The sequence below is a fragment of the Aureimonas sp. OT7 genome, from assembly GCF_014844055.1.
Classification (GTDB): domain Bacteria; phylum Pseudomonadota; class Alphaproteobacteria; order Rhizobiales; family Rhizobiaceae; genus Aureimonas; species Aureimonas altamirensis_A.
Window position 1 is genome coordinate 26,541 of record NZ_CP062167.1, and the last position, 24,294, is coordinate 50,834.

Consider the following 24,294-nt stretch of genomic DNA (forward strand, 5'->3'; position numbering starts at 1 on the left):
GGGACGCCGCCATGCCAGTGCCGCGTCCCCGGAATCCGCGTTCAGGCGTTGTCGGTCGGCACGAGGATTTCGCGTTTCCCGGCGTGGTTCGCCGGCCCGACCACACCCTCCTGCTCCATCCGCTCGATGATCGACGCCGCCCGGTTGTAGCCGATCTGCAGCCGCCGCTGGACGTAGGAGGTCGAGGCCTTGCCGTCGCGCAGCACGATGGCGACCGCCTGGTCGTAGAGGTCGGCGGATTCGTCCATGCCGCCGGCCGATCCCGAGCCGCCGGACGCGATCTCCTCCTCGTCGTCCTCCTCCAGGATCGAGTCGAGATAATCGGGCACGCCCTGCGACTTGAGGTGGGACACGATCGCCTCGACCTCGGAATCGTCGACGAAGGGACCGTGCACGCGCTGGATCCGCCCGCCGCCGGCCATGAAGAGCATGTCGCCCATGCCCAGAAGCTGCTCGGCCCCCTGCTCCTGCAGGATGGTGCGGCTGTCGATCTTGGACGTCACCTGGAAGGAGATGCGCGTCGGGAAGTTGGCCTTGATGGTGCCGGTGATGACGTCCACCGACGGTCGCTGCGTGGCCATGATGACGTGGATGCCGGCGGCACGCGCCATCTGAGCCAGGCGCTGGACCGTGCCCTCGATTTCCTTGCCCGCCACCATCATCAGGTCCGCCATTTCGTCGATGATGACGACGATGTACGGCAGCGGCTGCAGGTCGAACTCCTCGGACTCGAAGATCGGCTCGCCGGTTTCGCGGTCGAAGCCGGTCTGCACCGTGCGCGAGATGGTCTCGCCCTTCTCGATCGCCTGCGCCACGCGGGTATTGAAGCCGTCGATGTTGCGCACCCCGACCTTCGACATCTTGCGGTAGCGGTCCTCCATCTCCCGCACCGTCCACTTCAGCGCCACCACGGCCTTCTTCGGATCGGTGACGACAGGCGACAGGAGGTGCGGAATGCCGTCATAGATCGACAGTTCCAGCATCTTCGGGTCGATCATGATCATGCGGCACTGCGACGGCGACAGCCGGTACAGGAGCGACAGGATCATGGTGTTGATGGACACGGACTTGCCGGAACCCGTCGTGCCGGCAACCAGCAGATGCGGCATCTTGGCGAGATCGGCGATGACCGGCTCTCCGCCGATGGTCTTGCCGAGCGTCAGCGGCAACTTGCCCTTGTTCTGGCTGAAGCTTTCCGCCGCCAGCATCTCGCGCAGATAGACGGTTTCCCGCTTGCGGTTGGGCAACTCGATGCCGATGGCGTTCTTGCCGGGGATGACGGCGACACGCGCCGCGATGGCGCTCATCGACCGGGCGATGTCGTCGGCAAGGCCGATGACGCGCGACGACTTGATGCCGGGCGCCGGCTCCAGCTCGTACAAGGTCACGACCGGGCCGGGACGCACCTCGATGATCTCGCCCTTGACGCCGAAATCGTCGAGGACGCCTTCCAGGAGACGGGCGTTTTCCTGCAGCATCTCGGGCGTCAGGGAATCGTCCCGCGCCAGCGCGCGGGGCGGCGACAGAAGGTTGATGGACGGCAGCTCGAAGAATTCCGGCTGGTACGCATGGGCGGGCTCGCCCTGATAGACGCGTGCCGGGGCCGTGTTGCGCGACGGAGCCGAGGGCCCGGTCGCCGGGACGACGCGGACCGGCTTTTCCAGCGACGGCATGGGCGCGGCCGCCGGGCGCGATGGCGCAAAGCCGGGGTCCTGGCGCTCCACGCCGCTGTCGTTGCCGGGCGTCCGGTTGCGCCCCAATGCCGGGAAGGCCACGACATTGGCGGGGATGAAGTCGCGCCAGCCGCCGCTCTTTTCGCGCTGAGGCCGCTCGTCGGCGCGCAGGGGCGAAGTCGCATCGTCCATGTCGAAGGGTGGCGCATCGCCGTAATTGGCCGGCGCGTCGGACATCAGTTCCTCGACCGTCGGCGCGTCGGGGGCGAGGTTCTCGAACCCGTCGAACGCCGCGTCTTCCCCATCGCCCTGCCCGTCCGCGCCTGCGAAGCCGAGTTCGCCCGTTTCCGGATCGAACGGTTCGTCGTCGCGCTCCCAGCGCTTCTTGCCGAGGCGCGAAGCGGCATAGGAGCCGTTCCAGTCGCTGCGGCCATGCCGCACCGTGGCGCGGCTGGTGTCCACGGATCGCCGCGCGGCCGTGTCCTCGGCGGTGGCCGGCTCGGCGAAGACGTCGACATCGTAAGCCTCGTCGAAGACAACGGCCTGGGGCGGCTCCGGCCGCTCGACGGGGCGTGCCCGTGGCTGCTGCGCGGCCGGCTGGTAGCCGTAGTCGTCGAAGCCATCCATGTCGACGGCATCGAACTGCGGCTGCGGCGGCCGCGTGTCCACCACCCGGATCTCGCGCTGGGCGCGGCCGGCTACCGTGGCCGGCGCCGCCGCCATGGATGGCTCCTCGTGCCAGGCCGGGCCGGAACCCGGCTCGCGGCGCTGGACGGGGCGTGGATCGGCCTTCGGCCGGCGGATCCCGGACCATACCGAGTAGGCCAGATGAGTGGCTGCGCCCGCCAGGAGCTGCCAGCGGCTTTCGCCGGCATCCTCGTCTTCGATCTCCTGCGCCGTCTTCGGCGCGCGCGGCGCGGCGGCGGCGATCGACGCCGCGGGTACTGCGCGGCGCGTGCGCCCGACGAAGCCCAGGCCGCTCAGATACAGCCAGGTCGCCGGCACCGCCAGGACGATGCCGAGGATAACTCCGGCAAGGCCCGAGGGGTAGGCCCCGGTAACGAGGGCCGGAAACTTCAGGACGATGTCGCCGGCGATGCCGCCAAGGCCGATCGGCAGCGGCCAGCCGGCGGGGGCGCCGATGCAGCCCAGCGCCGTCGCGGCAAGCAAGGTGCCGCCGAGGGCAAACCAGCCGCGGCGCCCCGCGCCGTCGATCCTGCGTCCGCCGAGCATCCTGAGCCCCCAGACGAAAGGCAGGACGATGGTCAGCACCGAGGCCAGCCCGAGGACCTGCAACGCAAGGTCGGCGATGATGGCGCCGGAGGCCCCGGCAAGGTTGCCCACGGGATTCGAATTGGACTGGCTCAGCGACGGATCGCCCACGTTCCAGGTGGCGAGCGCGGCGGCGAGATAGACTGAAAGGCCGATCAGGGCGACGCCGCCCACGATCAGCAATCCGCTCCGCTGCCTGCCTTCGAATTCGTCTTCTGCGTCGATCGTAGCCATGGTCATTCGCGCTTTGTCCTGTTGCCCGCCGACGACCAGCCGGCATGCGTTCAACGAGACCCGAGCCGCTTGTGGGCAGGTCGGTGTGGTGGGCATGGCCGCGAAACGGCAGCCGGAGGCCCGTCATCCCCAAACTTTAGGCAAACGAGGTTAAAGGCCCTTTAACCCTGTTCGTAAAGTCGTGATGAGTGTTTGCGGAACGGCGATCCGGTCCCGGATGTTGGGCAGGATCATCGCAACCGGGAAGAACGGCATGGATATCAGGCATGAAGACAGGGGCCGCGGCGGCCTTTTCGTGGCGGGCGAAGGCGAGGACAGGGCCGAATTGACCTATTCGCCGGCGGGCATCCAGGACGCCTGGGTCTTCGACCACACCTACGTTCCGGAGAAGCTGCGCGGCCAGGGCATCGCCAAAAAACTTCTGGATTTCGCAGTCGGTTTCGCGCGGGACAAGGGCATGAAGGTGGTTCCCGCATGTTCCTATGTGCGCGCCGAGTTCGAGAGGCATCCCGAGCGTTATGCCGATCTTGCCACCGAAGAGAAGAAGCCCTTCGGCCGCGTCTGAGGACATCGAGAAAGGGCGGGCGCCCGGCGCCCGCCCCTTTTCCCATGCGTATGACAGCGGCGCGCGCCTAGCTGTGATAGGCGGATTCGCCGTGTGAGGTGAGGTCCAACCCTTCGCGCTCGGCCTCCAGGGTCGGACGAAGGCCGATCACCAGGTCGACGATCTTGTACAGGATCGCCGAGACGATGCCGCAATAGACGATGGTGATGACCACGGCGACGATCTGCGAATAGACCTGCCCGCCCATGCTGACGCCGTCGGCATAGCCGATGCCGCCCAGCGACGACGAGACGAAGATGCCGGTTCCGATGGCGCCGACGATGCCGCCGATGCCGTGGATGCCGAAGACGTCCAGGCTGTCGTCATAGCCGGCGGCCGGCTTCACCACCGCCACGAAGAAGTAGCAGGCAGCCGAAGCGATCGCGCCAAGCACGATGGCGCCGATGGGGCCGATCAGGCCGGCGGCGGGCGTGACGGCGACAAGGCCGGCGATGATGCCGGAGACGGCGCCCAGCATGGATGCCTTGCCGCGCGCGAGGGCCTCGATCAGGATCCACGCCACGGTGGCGCCGGCCGTGGCCGTGAAGGTGTTGATCATGGCCAGGGCCGCGCCGCTGGTGGCCTCGAGGTTGGAACCGGCGTTGAAGCCGAACCATCCCACCCACAGGATGGAGGCGCCCACCATGGTGAGCGTCATCGAGTGCGGAGCCATCATGTCCTTGCCGAGGCCGTTGCGCTTGCCGACCAGCAGGGCGCCGACGAGACCCGCGATACCGGCATTGATGTGCACCACCGTGCCGCCCGCGAAGTCGAGCGCCGCGACGCCCCCGGCATGCAGGCCGTTGAAGATGAGGCCGTTGGCATCCCAGACCATGTGGGCGATCGGGAAATAGACGAGCGTCACCCACAGGATGGTGAACAGCACCACCGCACCGAACTTGATGCGTTCGGCGAAGGCGCCCACGATCAGCGCCGGCGTGATGCAGGCGAATGTCATCTGGAAGGCGATGAAGACGTATTCCGGCAGTTCCACGCCATCGGTGAAGGTGGCGACGGTGCTGTCGACGGTCACGCCGGCCAGGAACAGCTTGCCGAGGCCGCCCCAATACGGGCTGGTCGACCCGCCGAAGGCGAGCGAGTATCCGTAGACGACATAGATGATCATCACGACGGCGCAGATCGTCACGCACTGCATGAGGACCGACAGCATGTTCTTGGCGCGCACGAGGCCGCCATAGAACAGGCCGAGGCCGGGCAGCACCATGAACAGCACCAGCACGGTCGATATGAGCATCCAGGCGACGTCGCCCTTGTCGATGACGGCCGCAGCCGTCTCCACAGGGGCCGGACCGACGCCCGTATCCTGCGCGAGCGCCATGCCGGCGGTGGCGAGGACGCCCCCGAGCCCGCCGGCGATAACTGACTTCAAGTATCTCATTTGAACTGTCCCCTTACAGCGCGTTGGCGTCAGTTTCGCCCGTGCGGATCCGCAGGGCGCTGTCGATGCCATAGACAAAAATCTTCCCGTCACCGATCTGGCCGGTCTTGGCCGATGCCGCGATGGCATCGACGGCCGCTGCCACCGCGTCGGACGGCAGGACCACCTCGATCTTCAGTTTCGGCAGGAAGCTCACGGCATATTCGCTGCCGCGATAGATTTCGGTATGGCCTTTCTGCCGGCCATAGCCCTTCACCTCGGTGACGGTGAGCCCTTCGATGCCGAGGGCGATGAGCGACTCCCGCACCTCGTCGAGCTTGAATGGTTTGATGATCGCCACGACGATCTTCATCTGTCTTGACCTTAAGCGGGGAAACGCGGCTCCCCGAAACGCCGACGCCGCTGCAGCGGACCTTTAGGTTGGTGTCGGGGCAGGCCGTGCCGGTATCCGACTCGGCCTGCCCGGGTTCGGGGCCGGGGCACCGACGCGCCCCGGCGGTCTCGGACGCGCGTCAGACGCGCGCGGCCGAGAATTCCGGATAGGCCTCCACGCCGACTTCGGCGCGATCCAGGCCCAGGGCCTCTTCCTCTTCGCTCGGGCGCACGCCCACGGTGGCCTTGATGGCGAACCAGACGATGCCGGTGGCGACGAAGGTGAATGCGCCGACGGCCAGAATGCCGATGATCTGCGCCGAAAAGCTCGTGTCCGGATTGGTGAAGGGGACGGCGAGCGTGCCCCAGATGCCGGCCACGAGATGCACCGGGATGGCGCCGACGACGTCATCGATCTTCAGCTTGTCGAGCAGCGGCACGGTGACCACCACGAGCGCCGCGCCGATGCCGCCGATGATGGCTGCCGACAGGAATGTCGGGGTCAGCGGCTCGGCCGTGATGGCCACCAGCCCACCCAGCGCGCCGTTGAGCGCCATGGTGACATCGACCTTCCGGTAGAGGATCTGCATGATGACCATCGACACGATCACGCCGGCCGCTGCCGCCGTGTTGGTGTTGACGACCACCCGGCCCACCGAGGCGGCATCCTCGAGCGTGCCCAGCGCAAGCTGCGAGGCACCGTTGAAGCCGAACCAGCCGAACCACAGGATGAAGGCACCCAGCGTCGCCAGCGGGATGGACGATCCCGGCATGGCGACGACGCGGCCATCGGCGCCGTAGCGGCCCTTGCGCGCACCGATGATGAGCGCACCGGTCAGGGCGGCCCATCCGCCGACCGAATGGACGAGGGTGGAGCCGGCGAAGTCCGAGAAGCCGATCTCCGACAGCCAGCCGCCGCCCCACTGCCAGGCGCCCGTAACCGGGTAGATCGCGCCGCAGAGGATGACGACGAACAGCAGGAATGGCCACAGGCGGATGCGCTCCGCTACCGTGCCCGAGACGATCGAGGCGGCGGTGGCGCAGAACATCGACTGGTAGAAGAAATCCGTGGCCAGGGAATAGTCACCCGTATCGGCCGACGGGGCGGGGAAGGTCATCGGCGCGATCTGGCCGAACCAGCCGCCATCGACGCCGGAGTACATGAGATTATAGCCGACCAGCCAGTAGACGAGCACGCCGGTCGAGTAGAGCGAGATGTTTTTCAGGCACTGCATCGACACGTTCTTCGACCGGACAAGCCCGGCCTCGAGCATGCAGAAGCCCGCCGCCATCCACATGACGAGGATGCCGCCGAGAAAGAACAGAAGCGTGTTGAAGACGTAGAGATAGGGGTCGGCCGCGGCAGCCGCGGCGTCTGGCGCCGCATCCTGCGCGTAGGCTGCGCCAGTGGACAGGGCGCCGACAAAGGCGGCGGACAGAGCTATCCTTGGTATCTGCATCGTTTGGACGTTCCTTGAAGCGTTGCCGGTATCAGGCGCCGGCCGGCGGCACCCTTGGGCTCTAGAGGGCGTTGGCGTCGGTTTCGCCCGTGCGGATGCGCACGGCCTGCTCGATGCCGAAGACGAAGATCTTTCCATCGCCGATCTGGCCGGTCTTGGCGGCGGCGGCGATGGCCTCGACAGCGGCCGGCACCATGTCGGTTGCCACCGCGATCTCGACCTTCAGTTTCGGCAGGAAGCTGACGGCATATTCGGTGCCGCGATAGATTTCCGTATGGCCCTTCTGGCGCCCGTAGCCCTTGACCTCGGTAACGGTCAGGCCCTGGATGCCCACCGCGGTCAAAGCCTCCCGGACTTCGTCCAGCTTGAATGGCTTGATGATCGCCATCACGATTTTCATGTTCACCTCGACGTATCTGGCGAAAGCCCCGCATTAAGGCGACGCCCGCGCTTGCGTTCAGTCCCCCGACACTCGCCGGTTCATGACGCCAGTGGGTGAAACAAGACTCGTGCCAACTGCCTCAGCCTTGTGCGAAGCAGCGATTTTACCGCGATTTCGCCATGCTCAGGCCACTTGGAGCCTGATTTGGCGGCAGTCGCCCCGGAGGGGTCTGGCTGCGCGTTGGACAGATTGCGTAGCGTTTATGCAGTTTGCTGCTTTATTGGCCGGATCAGCCCTTCCTGGGCCACCGAAGCCACCAGCACGCCATCCGTCGTGAACAGCGAGCCGCGTGTCAGGCCGCGCCCGCCGGACGATGACGGGGAATCCTGTGTGTACAGCATCCACTCCGATACGCGGACAGGCCGGTGGAACCACATTGCATGATCCAGGCTGGCGGCCTGTATGCGCCGGTCGAAGACCGAAAGCCCATGGGCGAACAGGGAGGTATCGAGAAGGGTCATATCCGACAGGTACGCCAGGACGGCTGCGTTGAGAGCGGGTTCGTCGCCAATGTCGTCGACCAGCCGCACCCAGATGTTCTGGTGCGGCGGCAGCTTGTTGGCGGTCAGATAGTGGTCCAGCGAAACCGGCCGGAATTCCACCGGGCGCGGGCGCTGCCAGTAGCGCTTCACCGATTCCGGCGCGTCCGAGAGAATAAGCCGGTTCAGTTCCTTGTACGGAACCTCTTCGGGGCCCGGCACGGCCGGCATCGGCACCTGGTGCGACAGCCCCTCCTCTGCCCGTTGGAAGGACGCGGACAAGGTGAAGATGGCTTGACCATGCTGGACACCGGTCACCACGCGGGTCGAAAACGAGCCGCCGTCCCGCAGGCGCGAGACTTCGTAGACGATGGGGCGTTTCGGATCGCCCGGGCGGATGAAGTACCCGTGCAGCGAGTGGACCGGGCGTCCGGGTTCCACGCTGCGCTGTGCGGCCACCAGCGCCTGCGCCACGACCTGGCCGCCGAATACCCGCTGCCAGCCGATATCGGGACTGCGGCCCCGGAACAGGTTTTCCTCGAGCGGCTCGAGGTCGAGCGTCGAAAGCAGGGTCGCCACCGAATCGTGCATCATTCCATCCCGTACCGCGATGCTCTACATGGACTTGTCCGGAAGGTAAGGTGAATCGCCCATGCAGGATACGCAAGCTTTCGACATCGTCGTCGCCGGAGGCAATTATGTCGGCCTGACCACCGCGCTCGCCATTCGCTCCTATGCGCCGGGGCTGTCCATCCTTCTCGTCGACGCCGCGCCGGAGTCCGCCGGACTGGGTGCCGGGCGTGCCTCGGCCGTGGCCGCCGCCGCCTCCCGGATGCTGGAGCGTCTCGGGGTATGGCAGGAGATGGCCTCCGCAGCCCAGCCGATCAACGACATGATCGTCACCGATTCCCGCCTGTCCGACCCCGTGCGACCGGTATTCCTGACATTCGACGGCGCGATCGGCGATGGCGAACCCTTTGCCCATATGGTGCCCAACCCGGCCATGACCGCGCCGCTGCGCGCCAAAGCGGCGGCACTCGGCGTAGACCTTCGCTATGGTGTCGGCGTCACCGGCATGGGCGAGGCCGCGGGCGTGCGCCGCGTCGAACTGTCGGACGGCTCGCTCGTCACGGCGCGGCTCGTGATCGCCGCCGACGGGGTCAATTCGCGGCTGCGCGACATGGCCGGCATCCGCACGATATTTCACGATTATCGCCAATCCGGCATCGTCGCGACCATCCGGCACGAAAGGCCCCACAACGGCCGCGCGGAAGAGCACTTCCTGCCGTCCGGGCCGTTTGCCATCCTGCCGCTGCCGGACAACCGCTCGTCGCTGGTATGGACAGAACCGACGCGTGAGGCGGAGCGCCTCCTTGCCGCCAACCCGCTCGTCTTCGAAGCGGAACTGGAGCGCCGCTTCGGCCTGAAGCTCGGCGCCCTGACCGTCGAGGGGAAGCCCCGCGCCTTCCCGCTGGGCCTGCGCCTCGCGCGCGATTACGTCAGACCGCGTTTCGCCCTCGTCGGCGACTCGGCCCATGGCCTGCACCCCATCGCGGGCCAGGGCCTCAATTACGGCTACAAGGATGCCGCCGCCCTGGCGGAGACGGTGGTGGACGCGTCGCGCCTTGGCCTCGACATCGGCAGCCTCGACGTGCTCGAGCGCTATCAGGTCTGGCGTCGCTTCGACACGCTGCGGATGGGTGTGACCACCGACATCCTCAACCGCCTGTTCTCGAACGACAACAGGCTGCTGCGCCCGATCCGCGACCTCGGCCTTTCCCTTGTCGACCGGGCCCCCGCCCTGAAGCGCTATTTCATCGGGCAGGCCGCCGGCATCGGCGAGCCGGATGGCCCGAAGCTTCTGCGCGGCGACGCGTTGTAAGAGGGCTTATCCGAACCAGATTGCGGCGCAGCGTCGATCGGCGACAAATTCATTCTCCACGGCGGCGGTGATTGGAACACCCATCGGCGAAGCCTTGCGCCGCATGGCTTAATTAGAACGGAACCAGAAGACGAGGTTCCGCATCATGGCCGACAAGAAGACAGACGGAAAGTTCAACGGCGTAAAGCTGCCGGTCGTCCTGTCCGCCAACGATCTGCTCGATGGCGAAGTCGTCTTCCTGACGGACGCGGGATGGACTTTCGATCCGGCCAAGGCGCTGGTGGCCGATGACGCGGAGGCCGCCGAGGCCCTCCTGCTGCGCGGAGCCGAGGCGGCCAAGGCCAACCTTGTCGTCGACCCCTATCTCGTTGCCGTCCAGCGCGAGGCGGACGGGTTTCCCGCCGCCAGCCACTTCCGCGAGGCCATCCGGCAAAAGGGGCCGTCCATCCATCCAGAGATCGGCAAGCAGGCCGAGTTTCCTTCAGCGCAGCAGAGGTAGGGCCGATGTACCGCTACGACGAATTCGACGCCGAGTTTGTACGCCAGCGCGTTGCGGAGTTTTCCGAACAGGTCGGCCGCCGTCTCGACGGCTCGCTGACGGAAGACGAGTTCAAGCCGCTGCGCCTGAAGAACGGGCTTTACCTGCAGTTGCATGCCTACATGCTGCGCGTCGCGGTGCCCTACGGCACGCTCAACGGACGGCAGCTTCGGCAACTGGCTCTTATCGCGGAGCGGTTCGACAAGGGCTATGCGCATTTCACCACGCGGCAGAACCTGCAGTTCAACTGGCCCAAGCTGAAGGATGTGCCCGAGATCCTCGGCCTCCTGGCCGATGTGGAGATGCATTGCATCCAGACCAGCGGCAATTGCATCCGCAACGTCACCTCAGACCAGTTCGCCGGCGTCGCCGCCGACGAGGTGGAGGACCCTCGCGTTACCGCAGAGCTGATCCGCCAATGGTCGAGCCTGCATCCGGAGTTCTCCTGGCTGCCGCGCAAGTTCAAGGTGGCCGTCACCGGGGCCGAGCATGACCGCGCCGCCATCAAGGTGCACGATCTCGGCATTCGGATCCTGCGCCATCCGCAGACGGGCGAGACGGGCTACGAGATCGTCGTGGGCGGCGGGCTCGGCCGCACGCCGATGATCGGCAAGGTGATCCGCGAGTTTCTGCCCAAGGACGAATTGCTGGCCTATCTGGAAGCGGTCATGCGCGTCTACAACGCGGAAGGCCGGCGCGACAACAAGTACAAGGCGCGCGTCAAGATCCTGGTGCACGAGATCGGCACCGAGGAGTTTCGCGCCCGCGTCGAGGCCGAGTACGCCGAGCTCGACGGCCCCACGGTGAACGCCCCGCGGGAAGAGCTGGAGCGGATCGGCGCCTATTTCGCGCCCCCTGCCTACGAGACCCTGCCCGAGCGCTCCGAGCGGCTCGAGGCGGCGCGGCGCGCCGATGCCGGGCTGGACCTTTTCGTGCGGCAGAACGGCTTTGCGCATCGCCAGCCGGGCTACATTGTGCTGACCGTATCGTTGAAGCCCATCGCTGGCGTGCCGGGCGACATGAGCGACGCGCAGATGCGGGCCTTCGCCGATATCGCGGAGCGCTACTCCTTCGATGAATTGCGCGTCAGCCATGCGCAGAACCTGGTGCTGCCGCATGTGCGGCAGGACGATGTGCCGGAGGTGTATGCCGCGCTGGAAAAGGCGGGCCTCGCCACGGCCAATGCCGGGCTGGTCACCGACATCATCGCCTGCCCCGGCCTGGATTATTGCGCCCTGGCGACGGCACGCTCCATTCCCATAGCCCAGGAAATCTCGAAAACCTTTGCCACACCCGAGCGCCAGCAGGCGATCGGCCCGCTGCAGATCAAGATTTCGGGCTGCATCAATGCCTGCGGCCACCACCATGTCGGCCATATCGGCATTCTCGGCCTGGAGAAGTCGGGCAAGGAAAACTACCAGATCACGCTGGGCGGCGACGCCACGGAAAACGCCGCACTTGGCGAGCGCCTCGGCCCCGGCATCGACGCGGACCAGGTGCCCGGCGCCATCGAGGCCATCGTGGACGCCTATTTCGGCGAACGTCTCGAGGGCGAGGAATTCATCGCCACCGTGAAGCGGACGGGGTTGGACCCGTTCAAGCGCCGCTTCCAGGCCTATGTGGCCGGCGAAGCAGGCGTGGGAGAAGCGGCATGAGCGTCCTGATCAATGCGGATGGGCGGCGCGACGATCGTTTCACCCCTGTCGAGACCGTCGACGGTCTGTCGCTGGCGGATGGCCCCATCCTCGTACCCCTGACGGTGATCGACGCGGCGCTGGCCGATAGCCGCAACGCCGACATCGGACTTGTAGTGGAAAACCACATCGGCATCCAGGCGATCCAGCCCTATCTGGATCGGGTCGCGCTGGTGGCCGTCGCCTTTCCGAGCTTTTCCGACGGGCGCGGCCTGTCCATTGCCATGCGCCTGCGCCGGGCCGGTTTCACCGGCACGTTGCGGGCCCGCGGCCCGGTGATCGCCGACCAGTTCCGCGACATCCTGGCCTGCGGCTTCGACGAGGTGGAGCTGCCGGACGAACTGGCCGCACGCCAGCCGCTCGAGCAGTGGCAGGAAGCGCGCGAGGTGGTGACGCTGCATTACCAGCAGAGCTACGGCCACGACAGCAGCATCCTGCAAAGGCGGCTTGCCGCGAAGGCGCGGGGTTGAGCAATGGCCATCGCATCCAATGAGCTGGCGGCCGACCTCGACGCCGGCTTTGCCGGGAAGACGCCGCTTGAGCGGCTCGCACTCCTGGCCGGGTCGGTCGACGGCAGGCGGGTCTTCACCACCAGCCTCGGCATCGAAGACCAGATGCTGACGCATCTGATCTTCGAGAACGCCCTCCCCTTCGAGGTGGTGACGCTGGATACGGGGCGCCTGTTTCCGGAAACCTATGCGCTCTGGCAGAAGACGGAAGAGCGATATGGCCGCCGTATCAAGGCGAAATATCCGCAGGCCGACGCATTGGAGGCCCTGGTGGACGACCAGGGGATCGACGGGTTCTATTTCGGCACCGACATGCGCAAGGCGTGCTGCGGCGTCCGCAAGGTGGAGCCTTTGGGCCGCGCGCTGCACGGGGCGGGCGCCTGGGTTACGGGCCTGAGGCGCGACCAGTCTCCCAACCGGGAGCGGCTGGACTTCGTGTCCTTCGACGCGGCGCGCGGCCTCGTCAAGGCCAACCCTTTGTTCGACTGGACGCGCGAGGATATCCGCCTGTTCACCGAGCGGCACGATGTGCCCGTCAATGCGCTGCACGCGCAGGGTTTCCTGTCCATCGGCTGCGCACCCTGCACCCGCGCGTTGCGGCCAGGCGAGCCGGAACGCGCCGGCCGTTGGTGGTGGGAAGACGAGACCCGCAAGGAATGCGGCCTGCATGTCGACGATGCCGGCACCCCGCAGCGGCGGCCCGGCGCAGTGGGCGACGCGGCCTTCGAACGCGCCTGAGAAGGGCAAAGAGATACAGATGACGGCACCCCTGACCCATTTGCAGAAGCTGGAAGCGGAATCGATCTTCATCATCCGCGAGACGGTCGCCACGACCGAGAATCCGGTGATGCTCTATTCCATCGGCAAGGATTCGGCCGTGATGCTGCATCTTGCGCTGAAGGCCTTCGCCCCCGGCAAGCTGCCCTTCCCGCTGCTGCATGTCGACACGACCTGGAAGTTCCGGGAGATGATCGAGTTCCGCGACAGGCGCGCTGCGGAACTGGGAGTGGACCTGATCGTCCACATCAACCAGGACGGCGTCGCGGCGGGGGTCAATCCGTTCGACAGCGGTTCGCGCGTGCATACCGACGTGATGAAGACGGAGGGCCTCAAGCAGGCCCTGGCGAAATACCGGTTCGACGCGGCCTTCGGCGGCGCCCGCCGCGACGAGGAAAAGAGCCGCGCCAAGGAGCGCGTCTTCTCGCTTCGCTCGGCCGAGCACCGCTGGGACGCCAAGAACCAGCGTCCGGAGCCTTGGCGGCTGTACAACACCCGCAAGAGGCAGGGTGAAAGCTTCCGCGTCTTTCCGTTGTCCAACTGGACCGAAAGCGACGTGTGGGACTACATCGCGCTCGAGAACATTCCTGTGGTTCCCCTCTATTTTGCGGCCAAGCGACCCATCGTCCGGCGCGACGGGGCCCTGATCATGCGCGACGACGATCGCATGGCCCTGCAGCCCGGCGAAAGCGTCGAGGAATTGTCCGTGCGCTTCCGCACGCTCGGCTGCTACCCGCTGACGGGGGCAGTGGAATCGGAGGCCGGATCGCTGGACGCCATCATCGCCGAGATGCGCGGATCCCGCGCATCGGAGCGGCAGGGCCGCATCATCGATCGCGACGGCGGAGCCTCGATGGAGGAAAAGAAGCAGGAAGGTTATTTTTGATGAGTGCCGTGCGTAGCCTTCCTCTGGCCGAAACCGAACTCGACGAATCCGCATCGACCCCGGCGCCGGTGGTCGCGCCGGCCGCCTCGCTGCTGCGCTTCATCACCTGCGGCTCGGTGGACGACGGCAAGTCGACGCTGATCGGCCGCCTGCTCTACGACACCAACTCGGTCTTCGACGACCAGTTGGAGGCGCTGGAGCGCGATTCGCGCAAATTCGGCACGACCGGCGAGACGCTGGACTTCGCGCTCCTGGTGGACGGCCTTTCCGCCGAGCGCGAGCAGGGCATAACCATCGATGTGGCCTACCGCTACTTCTCGACCGCCCGGCGCGCCTTCATCATCGCCGATACGCCGGGCCACGAGCAGTACACCCGCAACATGGCCACCGGCGCCAGCCAGGCCGACCTCGCCGTGATCCTGGTGGACGCGCGCAAGGGCATCCTGCCGCAGACGCGGCGGCATTCCTTCATCACCTCCATGGTCGGCATTCGATCCGTCATCGTCGCCGTCAACAAGATGGATCTCGTCGATTTCGACGAGGCGACGTTCCGGCGTATCGAGGCGGATTACCGGGCGCTGCTGCCGGCCTTCGATTTCGTCGATATCAGCTTCATCCCCTTGTCGGCCAAGAACGGCGACAACCTTATCGCGCCGTCGGCCAACACGCCCTGGTATCAAGGCCCGACGCTTCTGGAACGTCTTGAAACGGTCGAGGCCGAGCGGTTGGCCGAGGGCGATGCGTTTCGCTTGCCTATCCAGTACGTCAACCGCCCCAACCTCGACTTTCGCGGCTTCTGCGGCCAGATCACCAGCGGCGGCGTGCGGCCCGGCGAAAGTGTCCTGGCCCTTCCCAGCGGGCGCGAGGCGACAGTCGACACGGTCTACGGTGCAAACGGACCTGTCGAGCGCGCCTTTGCCGGAGAGGCCGTAACGCTGACGCTGGATCGCGAGATCGACATATCGCGTGGCGACGTCCTCGTACGGCCGGGCGACAGGATCGCCGCCCGCAGCGAGTTCTCGGCGCAGATCCTGTCCCTGACAGACAGGCCCCTGGTCAGCGGCACCCGTCTGGTGGCGCGGCTCGGAACCGCGCAGTCGCCGGCGGCCATCCGCCGCCTGGAAGCGGCCGTCGACATCCACACCTTCCAGACACGGCCGGCCAATGCCCTGTCGATGAACGAGATCGGCAAGGTGGTCATCGGGCTGGATAAGGCGCTGGTGGCAACGCTATATAGTGAAAGCCGCGATCTCGGCTCCTTCATCCTGATCGACCCGTTGACCAACGAGACGGTGGCGCTGGGCATCGTCACCGCGCTGCCGGCCGAGCATGCTGCAATGACCTTGCCCGGGGCGACCGGGCCGCAGGCCGCGCCGACGTCCTGGTGGAGCGACAAGATCACGATCTATCGCGCGGTTGCCGCGGTGCTGATCGGCATCGCGGGCCTGCTCCTTGGCCTGCCGCTCTGGGCGGCGATTGTCCTTGGTGGGGTCGACTTCCTGATCCGTCCGCTGCTGCGGCAGATCATGGCGCCGGAAATCCGGACCGAACAGCCGGTGGACCCGTCGGATGTCGGTGACGGCGCCGGCATCTAGCCGACGCTGCGATGCATCAGCGATCCAGGATGCGGGCTTCGGACGGCAGCATGATGGGGATGCCGTCCCGAATGGGATAGGCGAGCCCGGCTTTGCGGGAGACGAGTTCGTTGCGCTCGCTGTCGTAGATCAACTGCCCCTTCGTCAGTGGACAGACGAGAAGTTCCAGGAGCTTGGGATCGGGGCGTATCGCCGCGTCGTCGTTCATTGGAGGATTCCCCCGCCATCTTCGCCGCCGCCACGCGCCAATGCGATTTCGGTGATGGCGATCAGCGTCTCCGCGCGCGTCCGAAGATCGGGCGCTTCCAGGAGCGCCTGTTTCTCGGCGGGTCCGTAGGGCGACATCATGGACAGTGCGTTGACGAGCGTTTCGTTGGAGGCGCGGGTGACGCTTTCCCAATCCGCCTCGAGCTGGTTCGCTTCGAGATAATCGCGGAACGATTTCAAGAGTCCGTCGCGATTCACCTCGTCGGCGCCCGCGCTGAGGTCGAGATCGGCGACGAAGATCGACACATCGCAGATCCGGTACGGTTTCGCGGTTCGCTTCTCGTGCACGATCCGGAAGCGGCAGATACCCTGCAGGGTGACGAGATAGCGCCCGTCGCCCGTCTCCGTAAGGGAGGTGAGACGGCCAAGGCATCCAATGGCCGACAGCTCCGAATCGCCGCCTGGATTGCGGCTGCCGTCCAGCCGGGGCTGGATCATGCCGATCACGCGGTCGGCGGCCATCACGTCGTCGATCATGGCAAGGTAACGCGGCTCGAAAATGTTCAGCGGCATCTGTCCGCCGGGAAGCAGCAAGGCACCCTCCAGCGGAAACACGGGGACCGTCTCCGGTACCATGTCGCCGTTCGTGTAGTTCACGTTTCCTGCCTGTCCCAAGCCCTTGCCTTTCGCTTTCCCTACGGTGAGGCCGCCGGACCACGGATATGGCGCGGGCGGCCCGCCGCTCAAGAGAACAGGAGCGATGATAGGCGGCGGCGCGCATCGCGCGTCGCCGGATCCTTGCTGCCCCATACGTCGAAGAATTCGAGCAGCTTGCGGCGCGCGCCATCGTCGTCGAAGGCGCGGTCGCGCTTGATGATGTCCAGCAGAAGCGACGCCGCCGTCTGGCGATCGCCCTTGGCATTGGCGATCAGCGCCAGGTCGAAACGCGCCTGATGATCGTCCGGGTCTGCGTCCAGCCGCGCCTGCAGCGCCGCGGCATCTCCGAGCTCGGCGATTTCGTCGGCCAGTTTCAGCCGCGTCCGCACCGTGGCGAAGGCAGGGTCTTCGAGCGCCTCCGGGGGCAACTGGTCGAGGATGGCGCGGGCATGCTCGATATCGTCCGCGGCAAGGTAGCATTCGGCCAGGCCGGCGGCGGCCTTGAGGTTTTCGGGGTCGTGCTGCAGCACCGCACCGAACAGCTGGGCGGCCGCCGAAGCGTCGCCGGCGGCGAGAAGCTCGCCCGCCTTGGCGAGGGCATCGGCCACAGGGTCCTGCGGCTCGCCGCCGAGCCTGTCGATGAAGGCCTTGATTTCCCCTTCCGGCAGAGCGCCCATGAAGCCGTCCACCGGTTGCCCGTTGACGAAGGCGAAGACGGCGGGAATCGACTGGATGCCGAGTTGGCCGGCGATGGAGGGGTGCTCGTCGATATTCATCTTCACGAGCTTCACCCGTCCCCCGGCGGCGGTGACCGCGCGCTCCAGAATCGGCGTCAGCTGCTTGCAGGGCCCGCACCAGGGAGCCCAGAAATCCACCAGGACGGGCTGGTTGCGCGATTCGCGCACGACATCGGCGGCAAAGGATGCCGTGGTCGTATCCTTGATCAGGGCGCCGCCTGCGGCACCCGCCACGGAGCCGCCGGCCGAAAGCGAGGGCGATGCTGCCGGCGTCGTCGTCTGCGCGCCGTAGCCGAAGGACGTCTCGTACGGATTGTTGCTCATGGGTTGGACCCTTCCTCGCTGTCGCCTGTCTCGTCCGCCTCGAGATTCACGATCAGGGGATCGTGGCCCGTCGCGGCAAAGAAGCGCATCAAATCGCCCCGGGAAATGCTGGTCGTTCCGGTATTCGTCAAGGGATGTGCGTTGATGATTTCATGATCCTGCAGGGCGGCATCGACCACCAGCCGGACTTCGCCACCGGTGTCGTTCATCACGCCAAAAGCGGTGACGGCGCCGGGATAGACGCCCAGCAACCGTTCCATCCGCTCCGCGTCGGCGAAGGAAAGACGGCCCTGCCCGCCGATTCGCTGATGCAGGCTCTTCAGCGCGACCTCGGTTTCCTGCAGCGCGACGACCAGGAAGATGCGCCCCTTCTTGTCCTTCAGGAAGAGGTTCTTGGTGTGCGCTCCGGGGATGGAGCCGGTGACGCCGCTGCTGGCCTCGACGGTAAAGACCGCCGGATGCCAGGTCGTCCGCGTTTCGATGCCCAGCGAATCGAGGTAGCTGAATAACGCACCGGCGCGGTTCCGCTCGGCCGCTTCGTCCGAGGGATCGGGGGTTTGCGCGTCGTCCACCTGGGCTTCCTTTCGCGGCACGGCTACTGGTCGCCTTGACTTAGAACCTTTGCCACCGCTCCGAAAGGGCCGCGGCGCCCGGAGATGCGGAAAGCCTTCCGGCTTTTGCGCACAGCCTGAAATTTCCCTGTTGCAATCGCACGAAGCTTCGGCCATATAGCGCCCATCCGAGGCGCCGGTGGCGCCGCACGGAGGAGCGGGCGGGTGTAGCTCAGGGGTAGAGCACAACCTTGCCAAGGTTGGGGTCGAGGGTTCGAATCCCTTCGCCCGCTCCAGTTTTCCATTTACAGCCCGAAGACATCGATATGACAGTGATCGCCGCGAGCAAGTTGGCCTTCACCGTAATCATAATGTCGGTCATCGCAGCAGCCTGATCGTGCTGATCGACTCCACGACGTTCGCCGCTAGATACCGTCGAGGATTTTCATCGTTTCACGCATTCGCTTCAGTGACTTCGTTATGTGTTCGCGCCAGCGAGGGCCTACATCCATTGCGGTGACATAGGCTCGGCGCAGGTCGTCGGGTCGGTCTTGCGCCAATGCCTCGATCAGGAACGCGGCCTGCTCGCGGTCTTTCGACGCTTTCAAGCTACCTGCACCATCGCGCCGGCGATCGGCGATAACCAGCTTGTGTATCGCGTATCTCTCGGGGCGTGGCACCTGCACCAGAACGCCGGATCTATAGATGGCTGCTGCGTGGATCGGTTCGGCGATCAGGAAATTGAGGTAGTTCAGTGCCTGCGCACTGACGCCTAGGGCGGGCAGATCTCGTATTGTTTCCTCACCGAACGCCGGCGTCAGGAACTCCACCAGTTGGCCGCTGCCGCCCTGGGTCCAACGCCACGTGCGACTTCGATCAAGCCCCGGCAGGGGGTCAAATTTCAGCGCCGAGAACGTTGCTGCCAGGCTCGGGTCGACCTGATCCTCCAGAGCGACGCTGAGCTTCTCGAATTGGGCGATGTCGATGTCGCCGGTGTTTGCCATCCCGCCCAAGGGGAGGCGCATGCCAAGCTCGCCTTCGTACAGGCGGAATGCATTCGTGCCGACAATGGTGCCGCCCAACCGAAACGTCCCCGCATCTGCCATGGCGGACAGGATGGAGCCCGTCGCCCGGTCGGTCGGTGTCATGCCTTCCGCCCGCAGCAGGCGCACCAGCCGCGATCGCTCGGATTGCCGCTCCTTCGCTGTCGCACGCAGCGCCTCGATGCGGTCGACCCGCGCACGGGTTTCGTCGCCGTCTTCACCGATGTAGAAGAAGCGCATCGCTGATCCAACGCGGCGCGCAGCATACCAGTAAGCCTTTTCGCCACGCTGTTTCAGGCTTGGCTTTCCCTCGACACCCGACACCGCGTCGTCCTTCAGAAGCCGCACCAAATCGGTATAGGCGCTCATCGCGACGCTGCTGAGTGGGATCATGCCTATCGTTTCCAGTTTTTGCTTGGCACAGTATGCCTATCAAAAACCTAAATTGCTAGGCAGGTTGGTCCTGAACGGCAATAATGATCTTGTTCCGATGCATGCAGATGCGTCCGCACACCGTAAGCGAAATACCAGGAAGGCCGGGGCATCCATGCTTCTCTATGCTTCAATGCTGGCGCTGGCGGCAGCCTCGATGCCGTCGGAAGACATCTCCATAAACGGGCCGGAGGGCGATCTTCGAGGAACCTGGATCAGGGCGGCCGACGCAAGCGCGCCGGTCGTCCTGATCATCCCCGGCTCCGGTCCCACGGACCGGGATGGCAACAGCCCGCTCGGAATCGAAGCCGGCACCTACCGTCTTCTGGCCGAGGGTTTGGGGCAAAAGGGAATCTCGACGGTCCGCGTCGACAAGCGCGGCATCGGGGCCAGCGCCGGTGCCGTCGGCGACGCCAATGCCGTCACGATCGAAGAGTATGTCAGCGACACCCGGGCCTGGGTGGACGACATCCGACTCAGGAGCGAAACGAAATGCGTCTGGCTGCTCGGACATAGCGAAGGCGGACTCGTCGCCCTGGCGACCGCCCAGGAAAGCCCGGACATCTGCGGACTCATCCTCGTTGCAACGGCTGGCCGCCCCATGGGCGACGTGGTGAAGACGCAGCTTCGTGCCCAGCCTGCCAATGCGCCGCTGCTGCCTAAGGCCGATGCCGCGATCGATGCACTGGCGGCGGGCGAGCGCGTCGATGCAGACGCCGTGCCGCCCGCGCTGGCGCCACTGTTTGCGCCGGCTATCCAAGGCTTTCTTATCAGCGCGTTTGCGCTGGACCCCGCAGACCTTGCCGGACGGGTGGAGAAGCCGATCCTGATCGTGCAGGGCGACAGGGACATCCAGGTCGGCGTCCCGGATGCGAAGGCCCTGAAGGAAGCGGCGCCGACTGCCGAACTCGCAGTGATCCCCGATGTCAATCACATCCTCAAGGTGGTCTCGTCCGACGACACTGCCGCGAATATCGCCACCTATGCCGATCCGGCGCTGCCCCTTGCGCCGCGCGTCATCGAAACGATCGAGGACTTCCTCAAACGGCAGCCCGCAGCCGATCCGCTCTGATCCTGCACGTCGCCTCGGACGCCGGCGCGAACCCTTGAGCGGCTATCGGATACGAACAGTTTCGCCAGGCCGGCCAGAACCCACTGCCGGCGAGCAGTTCATTGGAAAACCGCTGGTACTCAATGGTCCGCCCAGCAGCCTTGCCAGTTTTGCGGCGAGCTCCGGGCCGGTGACGGTGTCGCCGGCAATCTCGAAAGCCCGCCCGGCGAAACGACCGATTGGGTGAACACCGCCGCGACGGTACGGCCGATATCGCCTACGGCGATGAACTGCGTCGGCTGGTCCTCACGCGTGAAAAAGGTCGGCAGCCCCCCAATCCAGCCCAAGTCCCGGCAGCTTCACCAGAGCCATGAAGGTGCTCGTCTGTGTCGCGGACAAAGGCGGCGACGAGCGCATGTCCGAAGGGGCGTTGGCGAAACATGCGAACCGCTGCCAGCCGCGAGAACGGTCCATTGTCCCGGCATTCCACCATGGACAAAGTACAGCCAGGATCCGCATGGCCTCGAGTTCGTCAGTCGAGCCCGTCGATCCGCCGCATGTGTTGCGTCAGGAAGTCGGCGAAGGCGCGAACGGCCGGGCGCATGAACTTGGTGGAGGGGTAGGCGAGAAACAATTCGCTCGGCCGTACCTCCCAATCCGGAAGAATGCGAATAAGTCGCCCTGCCTCCAGGTCGTCGGCAACCAGCAGATGCTGGACCGGGCCGGCGGCGTGGCCGTCGAGCAGCGACCTGCCGACGACATGGGCGTCGTTGGTCTGCAGGATCGGTCGCACGTCCACTTCATGGGGCGCGCCGTTCGCCACGAGGGCCAGACGGTTGTGCGACGTCATCGATCGCGACGTGGTGACCACCGGGATGCGACCGAGGTCATCGAGCGTCTCGACTGGGCCGTGCTTCTGCAGGAAGGCCGGGCTCGCCACGAGGATGCGCCGGGCAAGCCCGAGCCTGCGGATGATCATGTCCTGGCCGCTCGGGCGCCCGTTCATCAACGCTATGTCGATGTTCTCGAAAACAAGATCGACAGTCCTGTTTTCCAGGATGAGTTCGAAGGCAACGCCGGGATAATCCTGCTGGAACATCATCAGCAATGGATGGATGTGTCGGCCGCCGATGCACGAGGGCGCATGGAGACGCACCGTTCCTTCGATGGCTCCCGCCATGGCGTATAGGCCCTCGACCGCCGCATCGATCGAGGCGAGCGCCGACCGGCTCGCGTCGTAAAGCGCCTGCCCTTCGGGCGTCGCACGGACGGTACGGGCGGACCGTTCCAGAAGGCGGGCGCGGACGTGCCGTTCGAGGTTTGCGATATGCTTCGAAACTGCCGGTTGCGACAAGGACAGGTCGCGGGCGGCCGCGGTCAGCGAGCCGCGCTCGACGGTTCGTGTAAAGGCTCGCAGAGCTGCTGCCAGATCCATGTCACCTCCCGACCTTCACTCCAACCCGCGAAGTCCAGCATCTGGCACCGTCGGGAAGACCGATCATTCCTAACAGCTATGGTTGCGATAAACCATAACCATCTGTTTGGTATGTCGCTCCTGCTTTAGTGTCATCGGCAACAAACCCGCCGAAGAGACAGCGAAGCCGGGATGGAACGATCCCGAAGACTCCAGACCGAATGTCCCTCATGCCGATACGAGAGTGCCGATTGAAAGCCTTGCCTCTGTCCCGCCGCGCCTTCGTCCTTGGAGCCGTAGCAACCAATCTCCTGTCCGCAGCATGTGTTGCCCCTCGCGGCACCCAGTCCGCTGCGACCAGCCTTGGGCCGGAACCGCTCCCGAACTCTGGGCCTTTGGAGCCAGCCGGTTACGATGCGGTCCGCACGCTTGAACTCGATGTCCGCTGTCTTCGACGGCGGCCACGAAATCCCGGCGGTGCCGTATTGGAAAATCGATCCGAAGCTTTATCGACAGCAGGTTGCCGATCCGACAGGAGAAGCGCCGGGCACGGTCGTCGTCGATACCCCGAACCGCTTTCTTTATCTGGTTGAAGAAGGGGGTACGGCCATGCGTTACGGAGTCGGCATCGGACGGATCGGCTTTACCTGGGAGGGGCACGGCGTGGTGCACTGGCGACAGCATTGGCCGCGATGGAAGCCGCCTGCCGATATGATTGCTCGCAAGCCGGAACTGGAAATCTACTCGGTGGCCAATGGCGGCATGGAGCCCGGCCTGGGCAATCCGCTGGGAGCGCGCGCGCTCTATATCCACCAGAACGGCGAAGACACCCTCTATCGCCTTCACGGTTCGCCCGAGTGGTGGACCATGGGAACGGCGGCATCCTCGGGCTGCGTCCGGCTGACGAACCAGGATGTGATCGATCTTTATGAGCGCGTTCCCTACCATGCGCCCATCATCGTTCATCAGTCGCCCCTTACAACGTAGGGCGGACTCCAACCGTCGAGGCAGAAAAACCCGAGCTTAAGACACTCAGGCGCGATCGACGTTCGCAAGAACTGCACTTGCGCCATTCTTCGTCGGTCGAAACGAACAATGATGACAGCCTGGCCGACCCGGTAGACCTCTCGTTACCAAAGCTGGCGCCAGCCTTCGTCGAAACGCGGTCGGAAAGTCTTCGGCGCACTGACAAACGGGGGTAAGCCAAAGACGATTGCCGAGATGGATGGAGGCGTGCTCGCTGAAGCGAAGCGTAGACGTCCTCGCGCTTGATACCAACCTCGTCGTTCGGCACTGACCGTTATTTAGGGCGCGAACGCCAACAGACCGGAAGCCGTGTTCGTTTCTGGAAGCCCTGTTCGCGATATCGACGCTAGCGCGTATCGCGCCAGCCGCGCCCGAGCACGAAGCGTGCCATGACGGGCACGAGCACGAGCATCAGCAAAAAGCGCCCAAGCTGGTGGACCGCCACATAGGCCGGGTCAAGATCCATCATGAAGGCCAGCATGACCATCGCCTCGATGCCGCCGGGTGCGAAGGCGATCATCGTCTGTCCGAGCGGAATGGACAGGAGGTGCGAGGCCAGCATGGCCGTTGCCCCGGCAACGGCCAGCGCCAAGACGAACGCGCCCAATGCGCGGTGCAGTCTCGAGAAGCTGGCTTTCGCCGACCGGGCAGCGCTCAAGAAGGAGGCGAGTATGCGTACGACGCAAATTCTCGCGCTCCTGAATTCGCATATCGACGGGGATGAAGATCAGTTCCTGTAGATCGCCTTGCAGATCGTCACGCAGGAGGCTCTAAGGCCGCCGACGAAGCCGACAGGCTCAAGCGCCTTGTTCAGAAGGCACGGGATCAACGTCTTACCGACAACCCGCTGGCGGGGAGACCCCGATTCCGCTTGTCTGTCCCCGTGGCGAATTGCAGGGACCGGTCGCGTGCGCTTTTCCAAAGGTCTCGCTGTCCAGCATAGTGCTGTCGGGCGACCCCGCCAACCAGGCTTGAGCGCATCGTTCGCCAGCAGCAGGAACGCACGACCTTGTGCGGGCACGGCCAAGCGCCGGCA

Annotated in this window: 25 protein-coding genes and 1 tRNA gene; 12 read left to right on the plus strand and 14 right to left on the minus strand. The window is 65.4% G+C overall.

Annotation, left to right across the window (positions count from 1 at the left end; genetic code table 11):
- Positions 1-41: 41 nt before the first annotated feature.
- A complete protein-coding gene (locus tag IGS74_RS00155; RefSeq protein ID WP_192388613.1) occupies positions 42-3,185 on the minus strand; it encodes a DNA translocase FtsK in 3,144 nt (1,047 codons plus the stop codon).
- Between the two features lie 247 nt (positions 3,186-3,432).
- Between IGS74_RS00155 and IGS74_RS00160 the strand changes: the two genes are divergently transcribed.
- Positions 3,433-3,744: a GNAT family N-acetyltransferase gene (locus IGS74_RS00160; protein WP_039196042.1), complete on the plus strand. Its 312-nt coding sequence runs from the start codon at positions 3,433-3,435 to the stop codon at positions 3,742-3,744.
- 67 nt (positions 3,745-3,811) lie between these two features.
- Here the strand turns inward: IGS74_RS00160 and IGS74_RS00165 are convergent, their stop codons facing one another.
- The 5 genes from IGS74_RS00165 to tesB all read right to left on the minus strand — a co-directional run bounded on the left by IGS74_RS00165 (position 3,812) and on the right by tesB (position 8,526).
- Positions 3,812-5,122 (minus strand): ammonium transporter, encoded by a 1,311-nt coding sequence (locus IGS74_RS00165; protein WP_281413072.1) that lies wholly within the window; start codon positions 5,120-5,122, stop codon positions 3,812-3,814.
- Positions 5,123-5,195: 73 nt separating this feature from the next.
- A complete protein-coding gene (locus IGS74_RS00170; RefSeq protein ID WP_039196005.1) occupies positions 5,196-5,534 on the minus strand; it encodes a P-II family nitrogen regulator in 339 nt (112 codons plus the stop codon).
- Between the two features lie 160 nt (positions 5,535-5,694).
- Positions 5,695-7,014: an ammonium transporter gene (locus IGS74_RS00175; RefSeq protein WP_192388616.1), complete on the minus strand. Its 1,320-nt coding sequence runs from the start codon at positions 7,012-7,014 to the stop codon at positions 5,695-5,697.
- A gap of 61 nt (positions 7,015-7,075) precedes the next feature.
- On the minus strand, positions 7,076-7,414 hold the full coding sequence (locus tag IGS74_RS00180; RefSeq protein ID WP_192388619.1) for a P-II family nitrogen regulator: 339 nt from the start codon (positions 7,412-7,414) through the stop codon (positions 7,076-7,078).
- Positions 7,415-7,656: 242 nt separating this feature from the next.
- On the minus strand, positions 7,657-8,526 hold the full coding sequence (gene tesB, locus IGS74_RS00185; RefSeq protein WP_192391275.1) for an acyl-CoA thioesterase II: 870 nt from the start codon (positions 8,524-8,526) through the stop codon (positions 7,657-7,659).
- Positions 8,527-8,587: 61 nt separating this feature from the next.
- On the opposite strand from tesB, the gene IGS74_RS00190 reads away from it, so the two are divergent.
- The 7 genes from IGS74_RS00190 (at position 8,588) to cysN (ending at position 15,816) form a co-directional block, all read left to right on the plus strand.
- Entirely contained in the window at positions 8,588-9,817 is a 1,230-nt protein-coding gene (locus tag IGS74_RS00190) for a ubiquinone biosynthesis hydroxylase (RefSeq protein WP_192388621.1), read from the plus strand.
- A gap of 145 nt (positions 9,818-9,962) precedes the next feature.
- Positions 9,963-10,316, plus strand: a complete 354-nt coding sequence (locus tag IGS74_RS00195; RefSeq protein ID WP_192388623.1) for a DUF2849 domain-containing protein — start codon at positions 9,963-9,965, stop codon at positions 10,314-10,316.
- A 5-nt stretch (positions 10,317-10,321) separates the two neighbouring features.
- The gene (locus IGS74_RS00200) at positions 10,322-12,010 is read left to right on the plus strand and encodes a nitrite/sulfite reductase (RefSeq protein ID WP_192388625.1); all 1,689 of its coding nucleotides are present in this window, start codon (positions 10,322-10,324) and stop codon (positions 12,008-12,010) included.
- The gene (locus IGS74_RS00205; protein ID WP_192388627.1) at positions 12,007-12,519 is read left to right on the plus strand and encodes a DUF934 domain-containing protein; all 513 of its coding nucleotides are present in this window, start codon (positions 12,007-12,009) and stop codon (positions 12,517-12,519) included. Before IGS74_RS00200 ends, IGS74_RS00205 begins: the two co-directional genes overlap by 4 nt.
- A 3-nt stretch (positions 12,520-12,522) precedes the next feature.
- The gene (locus IGS74_RS00210; protein WP_192388629.1) at positions 12,523-13,296 is read left to right on the plus strand and encodes a phosphoadenylyl-sulfate reductase; all 774 of its coding nucleotides are present in this window, start codon (positions 12,523-12,525) and stop codon (positions 13,294-13,296) included.
- Positions 13,235-14,221 carry a sulfate adenylyltransferase subunit CysD gene (gene cysD, locus IGS74_RS00215; RefSeq protein WP_192391276.1) on the plus strand — a complete coding sequence of 329 codons (987 nt, stop codon included), beginning with the start codon at positions 13,235-13,237 and terminating at the stop codon, positions 14,219-14,221. The genes IGS74_RS00210 and cysD overlap by 62 nt, the downstream gene beginning before the upstream one ends.
- Entirely contained in the window at positions 14,221-15,816 is a 1,596-nt protein-coding gene (cysN, locus tag IGS74_RS00220) for a sulfate adenylyltransferase subunit CysN (protein WP_192388631.1), read from the plus strand. The genes cysD and cysN overlap by 1 nt, the downstream gene beginning before the upstream one ends.
- A 16-nt stretch (positions 15,817-15,832) precedes the next feature.
- On the opposite strand, the gene IGS74_RS00225 is transcribed toward cysN, so the two are convergent.
- The 4 genes from IGS74_RS00225 to IGS74_RS00240 all read right to left on the minus strand — a co-directional run bounded on the left by IGS74_RS00225 (position 15,833) and on the right by IGS74_RS00240 (position 18,469).
- Complete coding sequence (locus IGS74_RS00225) at positions 15,833-16,024, minus strand: Trm112 family protein (RefSeq protein ID WP_192388633.1); 192 nt, start codon at positions 16,022-16,024, stop codon at positions 15,833-15,835.
- Positions 16,021-16,659, minus strand: coding sequence for an LON peptidase substrate-binding domain-containing protein (locus IGS74_RS00230; RefSeq protein ID WP_192391277.1), 639 nt, complete (start codon positions 16,657-16,659; stop codon positions 16,021-16,023). The genes IGS74_RS00225 and IGS74_RS00230 overlap by 4 nt, the downstream gene beginning before the upstream one ends.
- A gap of 107 nt (positions 16,660-16,766) precedes the next feature.
- A complete protein-coding gene (gene trxA / locus IGS74_RS00235) occupies positions 16,767-17,741 on the minus strand; it encodes a thioredoxin (RefSeq protein ID WP_039196026.1) in 975 nt (324 codons plus the stop codon).
- The gene (locus IGS74_RS00240; RefSeq protein WP_192388635.1) at positions 17,738-18,469 is read right to left on the minus strand and encodes a prolyl-tRNA synthetase associated domain-containing protein; all 732 of its coding nucleotides are present in this window, start codon (positions 18,467-18,469) and stop codon (positions 17,738-17,740) included. Before IGS74_RS00240 ends, trxA begins: the two co-directional genes overlap by 4 nt.
- Positions 18,470-18,513: 44 nt before the next feature.
- On the opposite strand from IGS74_RS00240, the gene IGS74_RS00245 reads away from it, so the two are divergent.
- A tRNA-Gly gene (locus tag IGS74_RS00245) sits at positions 18,514-18,588 on the plus strand.
- 129 nt (positions 18,589-18,717) lie between these two features.
- Here the strand turns inward: IGS74_RS00245 and IGS74_RS00250 are convergent.
- Positions 18,718-19,728: a GSU2403 family nucleotidyltransferase fold protein gene (locus tag IGS74_RS00250; protein WP_192388637.1), complete on the minus strand. Its 1,011-nt coding sequence runs from the start codon at positions 19,726-19,728 to the stop codon at positions 18,718-18,720.
- A 154-nt stretch (positions 19,729-19,882) separates the two neighbouring features.
- Between IGS74_RS00250 and IGS74_RS00255 the strand changes: the two genes are divergently transcribed.
- Positions 19,883-20,839: an alpha/beta fold hydrolase gene (locus tag IGS74_RS00255; protein WP_246722784.1), complete on the plus strand. Its 957-nt coding sequence runs from the start codon at positions 19,883-19,885 to the stop codon at positions 20,837-20,839.
- Positions 20,840-21,124: 285 nt separating this feature from the next.
- On the opposite strand, the gene IGS74_RS00260 is transcribed toward IGS74_RS00255, so the two are convergent.
- Complete coding sequence (locus tag IGS74_RS00260; RefSeq protein ID WP_192388639.1) at positions 21,125-21,292, minus strand: hypothetical protein; 168 nt, start codon at positions 21,290-21,292, stop codon at positions 21,125-21,127.
- A gap of 58 nt (positions 21,293-21,350) precedes the next feature.
- Complete coding sequence (locus IGS74_RS00265) at positions 21,351-22,253, minus strand: LysR family transcriptional regulator (protein ID WP_192388641.1); 903 nt, start codon at positions 22,251-22,253, stop codon at positions 21,351-21,353.
- 393 nt (positions 22,254-22,646) lie between these two features.
- On the opposite strand from IGS74_RS00265, the gene IGS74_RS00270 reads away from it, so the two are divergent.
- Complete coding sequence (locus tag IGS74_RS00270; protein WP_192388643.1) at positions 22,647-23,219, plus strand: L,D-transpeptidase; 573 nt, start codon at positions 22,647-22,649, stop codon at positions 23,217-23,219.
- Between the two features lie 385 nt (positions 23,220-23,604).
- Here IGS74_RS00270 and IGS74_RS00275 read toward each other — a convergent pair whose 3' ends face one another.
- The gene (locus tag IGS74_RS00275) at positions 23,605-23,865 is read right to left on the minus strand and encodes an AbrB family transcriptional regulator (protein WP_192388645.1); all 261 of its coding nucleotides are present in this window, start codon (positions 23,863-23,865) and stop codon (positions 23,605-23,607) included.
- On the opposite strand from IGS74_RS00275, the gene IGS74_RS20125 reads away from it, so the two are divergent.
- A complete protein-coding gene (locus IGS74_RS20125; RefSeq protein ID WP_246723230.1) occupies positions 23,819-23,998 on the plus strand; it encodes a hypothetical protein in 180 nt (59 codons plus the stop codon). The two genes, IGS74_RS00275 and IGS74_RS20125, sit on opposite strands and share 47 nt — an antisense overlap.
- Positions 23,999-24,294: the final 296 nt, after the last annotated feature.